Raw genomic sequence first — 4,050 nt, forward strand, 5'->3', positions numbered from 1 at the left:
CCGATGCCGTCGAACGGTTTTGTGAGGCCCTGCGCGACGAGGTCATGCGCAAGACCGGCCTCATCGCGTCCGTCGGCGCCGGTTCGGGCAAGCAGCTCGCGAAGATCGCGTCGGGATTGGCCAAGCCCGACGGTGTCCGCGTCATCCGACGCGAGGAGGAGCGCACGCTGCTCGCCACTCTGCCGGTCCGACGGTTGTGGGGGATCGGGCCGGTTGCCGAGGATCGTCTGCACCGGCTGGGCATCGACACCGTGGGCGCGTTGGCGGCGCTGAGCAACTCCGAAGTGGCCAGCGTCCTCGGGGGCACGATCGGGCCCGCTCTGCATCTGCTGGCGCGAGGCATCGACGACCGGCCGGTCGCGGAACGGTCGGAGTCCAAACAGATCAGCGCGGAGTCGACCTTCGCGGCGGATCTGACGACCCTCGATCAGCTGCGCGAAGCCATCGGCCCGATCGGAGAGCACGCGCACCAGCGCCTGGAGCGAGACAGTCGGGGGGCCCGCACGGTCACCGTCAAGCTGAAGAAGTCCGACATGAGCACGCTGACGCGATCCGCGACCCTGCCGTACGCCACCGCCGACGCCGCAACGCTCATCGGCACCGCGCGCAGGCTGCTGCTCGATCCGGTCGAGATCGGTCCGGTGCGCCTCGTCGGAGTCGGCTTCTCCGGGCTGTCCGACGTGCTCCAGGAATCGCTGTTCCCCGATCTCGATCAGGACCTGAACGCCTCCGACAGCCACCAGGCCGGGCCGGTCCCCGCCGCAGCGGACGCCGCGACGGTGGCGCCCTGGCGCATCGGCGACGACGTCGTGCACACCAGGTTCGGGCACGGCTGGGTACAGGGTGCGGGCCACGGCGTCATGACCGTGCGGTTCGAGACTCGAGCCAGCGGGCCCGGGCAGGCCCACACGCTTGCCCACGACAGCCCCGAGGTCACCCGCACGAATCCGGTCGACAGCCTGGACTGGCCTGAGTTCGTCGAGGCGATGGCCGAGCAGGCCACGGCCACGCCCTCACCCCCACACGGCGAAGACGTCCTCGACTGACCTCCCAGCGGCCAGAGCGGCCATCAGCAGCACGCGGGACTGCGGCGGCGGCAGGGTCCGCGCCACCGAGGCCCCTGCGTCGACCAGCAGGCGGCCGGGGCCGTAGCCGACGGTGACCCGTGCGCCGGGCACGCGCGTCGAGATGACCACCTCGACGCCCGCGTCACGTGCTCGCCGGACGCCTTCGATCACCGCGGCGCCCGCGTTTCCCGAGCCCAGCGCTTCGAGCACGATTCCCCTGGCGCCGGCCGCGACACACGCTTCGAGTGCCACCGCATCACTGCCGGCGTAGGTGGCGACGATGTCGACCCGCGGCGCGCTTGCGGCCGACAGTTCGCCGAATCGGATGCGCTGCCTCGCCGTCGGCGCCACCACGACGCCGACGAATCCGGACCCGGTCTTGGTCAGTCCCAGTGGTTGCCAGACCGTGCCGGAAAGCGTCACGACCACTCCGATGCCCCTGGCGTCGACGCTGGCTGCCAGCGAAATCGCGGCGTGCAGGTTGGCGGGACCGTCGGCGTGCTCGGCATCGGAACTGCGCATGGCGCCGGTCAGCACGACGGGCATGTCGCCGTCATGGGTCAGGTCGAGCCACAGCGCCGTTTCCTCCATCGTGTCGGTGCCGTGCGTGATCACCACGCCGTCGGCGCCCGCCTGCGCGGCGTCGGCCACCGAGGCGCTGATCCGGTCCCAGTCCGACGTCGTGAGCTGGGAACTGTCCACTGCCAGGAGGTCGACGACGTCGACGTCGAAACCGGTGTCGAGGCCCGACGTCAAGTCGTTGCCGGTGCGTGTGGGGCGCGCAACTCCGTCCGTGCCGGTGCTCGTGGCGATGGTGCCGCCGGTGGTGATGACGACGACGCGGCTCATCCGGTGACGACTCGCTCGCACGCTTCGCTCATGCGGCGATTGTTCACCATCGGCGCTTTGGGATGATGGTCGAGTGACTGACGAATCAACGGGTCCGGCCGTGCCGGTGACTGCGGGCGACGAAGCCGATCCGCCGCGGCCGCGACGCCGACTGCGCCTGTTGCTCTCGGTCGCCGCGGTCATCCTCGTCCTCGACGTGGTGACGAAGGTGTTGGCGGTCAGACTCCTGGCTCCGCAGCAGCCGGTCTCCATCATCGGCGACACCGTGACGTGGACCCTGGTTCGCAACTCCGGCGCAGCGTTCTCGATGGGGACGAGCTACACCTGGGTGCTCACCCTGGTGGCGACCGGTGTGGTGATCGGCATCATCTGGATGGGGCGGCGGCTGGTGTCCCCGTGGTGGGCGCTGGGGCTCGGCATGATCCTCGGCGGTGCGCTCGGGAACCTCGTCGACCGGTTCTTCCGTTCGCCAGGCCCACTGCGGGGTCACGTCGTCGACTTCCTGTCCATCGGATGGTGGCCGGTGTTCAACGTCGCCGACCCGGCGGTGGTTGGCGGCGCCATCCTGCTGGTCGGGCTGTCACTGTTCGGCTTCGACTTCGACACCAATGGCCGCCGAACGGCGGACGCCGACCCGGCCGACCCGGTCGGCGCCGCCGCGACGGAGGAATCCGAAGCCGAAGCCGATACCGAGAGGGACTGATGACCACCCGGTCGATGCCGGTACCGGAGGGCCTCGCAGGCATGCGGGTGGACGCCGGGCTCGCGCGGTTGCTCGGTCTGTCCCGGACTGCGGCGGCGACCCTCGCCGAAGAAGGGGGGGTCGATCTCGACGGGGCTCCTGTCGGCAAGTCCGACCGACTGGCCGCCGGCGCGTGGCTCGAGGTTCGATTACCGGAACCGCCTGCGCCGCTGGATAATCCGCCCGTCGACATCGAGGGCATGGCGATCCTCTACGCCGATGACGACATCGTGGCAGTCGACAAGCCCCCCGGCGTCGCCGCTCACGCGTCGGTCGGATGGACCGGGCCAACCGTGCTCGGCGGACTGGCCGCGGCCGGATTCCGGATCACCACCTCCGGCGTGCCCGAACGCAAGGGCATCGTGCAGCGGCTCGACGTTGGCACGTCGGGCGTCATGGTGGTGGCGCTCTCCGAACACGCGTACACAGTGCTCAAACGCGCCTTCAAGGAGCGCACGGTCGACAAGCGCTACCACGCGCTGGTGCAGGGACACCCCGATCCGTCCAGCGGAACCATCGACGCCCCCATCGGACGGCATCGGAGCAACGACTGGAAGTTCGCCGTCAGCGAGAGCGGCCGACACAGCACCACTCACTACGACACGGTCGAGGCATTCGTCGCGGCGAGCCTGCTCGACGTGCACCTGGAGACGGGTCGCACCCACCAGATCCGGGTGCACTTCTCCGCCCTGCACCATCCGTGCGCCGGGGACCTGACCTACGGCGCCGATCCCACCCTGGCGAAGAGGCTCGGGCTGGAACGGCAGTGGTTGCACGCCCGCTACCTGGCGTTCGCCCACCCCGCCGACGGCCGCCGCATCGAGATCACCAGCCCGTACCCGGCCGACCTGCAACACGCGCTCGACGTCCTCCGTCGCCACGACTCGTGACCGCCAGGTCGGTCGCCGAGTCCCGTCGGCGCTCCGGTGTGCTGTTCGGCGTCGGAGCCTTCGCCTGGTGGGGCCTGTGCCCAGGCTTCTTCCCGCTGCTGCTGCCCGCAGGTTCGTTGGAGGTGCTGGCCCACCGCATCGTGTGGAGTGCGATATGCCTCCTGTTGGTGCTCGTCGTGGCGCGCCGCCTCGGTGACCTGCGAAGGCTCAGCGGGCGCACCTGGCTGTTGTTGGCGGCGGCCTCGGCGCTGATCTCGGTCAACTGGGGCGTGTACATCTACGCCGCGACCCACGGGCACGTCGTCGACGCGGCGCTTGGCTACTTCATCAATCCGTTGGTCACGGTCGCGATCGGGGTGCTCGTGTTTCGCGAGCGGATCGGCCGATGGCAGTTGGTCGCGCTGGCGTTGGCCGTGGTCGCCGTGGTGGTGCTGACCGCGGAGGTGGGCACGCCGCCCTACATCGCGGTCGCCCTCGCGGCGACGTTCGCACTGTACGGGCT

General features: G+C 70.1%; 5 protein-coding genes. 4 read left to right on the forward strand and 1 reads right to left on the reverse strand.

Annotation, left to right across the window (positions count from 1 at the left end):
* The coding region (locus ACRDUX_RS12765; RefSeq protein WP_526414394.1) for a DNA polymerase IV at positions 1-1,046 on the forward strand (1,046 nt) is incomplete at its 5' end.
* Here the strand turns inward: ACRDUX_RS12765 and ACRDUX_RS12770 are convergent.
* On the reverse strand, positions 1,014-1,916 hold the full coding sequence (locus tag ACRDUX_RS12770; RefSeq protein ID WP_526414395.1) for an asparaginase: 903 nt from the start codon (positions 1,914-1,916) through the stop codon (positions 1,014-1,016). The genes ACRDUX_RS12765 and ACRDUX_RS12770 overlap by 33 nt on opposite strands.
* Before the next feature lie 73 nt (positions 1,917-1,989).
* Between ACRDUX_RS12770 and lspA the strand changes: the two genes are divergently transcribed.
* The 3 genes from lspA to ACRDUX_RS12785 form a co-directional block, all read left to right on the forward strand.
* A complete protein-coding gene (lspA, locus tag ACRDUX_RS12775; protein ID WP_526414396.1) occupies positions 1,990-2,619 on the forward strand; it encodes a signal peptidase II in 630 nt (209 codons plus the stop codon).
* Positions 2,619-3,548 carry an RluA family pseudouridine synthase gene (locus ACRDUX_RS12780; RefSeq protein ID WP_526414397.1) on the forward strand — a complete coding sequence of 310 codons (930 nt, stop codon included), beginning with the start codon at positions 2,619-2,621 and terminating at the stop codon, positions 3,546-3,548. Before lspA ends, ACRDUX_RS12780 begins: the two co-directional genes overlap by 1 nt.
* 38 nt (positions 3,549-3,586) lie before the next feature.
* On the forward strand, positions 3,587-4,050 hold a 464-nt coding region (locus ACRDUX_RS12785; protein ID WP_526414398.1), incomplete at its 3' end, for an EamA family transporter.

The organism is Mycobacterium sp., assembly GCF_050701675.1.
In the GTDB taxonomy this organism is placed as follows: Bacteria; Actinomycetota; Actinomycetes; order Mycobacteriales; family Mycobacteriaceae; genus Mycobacterium.

Excerpts from the sequence above, each read along its gene's own strand:
- ACRDUX_RS12780 (WP_526414397.1), top strand. The coding sequence starts at position 2,619 with ATGACCACCCGGTCGATGCCGGTACCGGAGGGCCTCGCAGGCATGCGG.
- ACRDUX_RS12770 (WP_526414395.1), bottom strand. The coding sequence starts at position 1,916 with ATGAGCCGCGTCGTCGTCATCACCACCGGCGGCACCATCGCCACGAGC.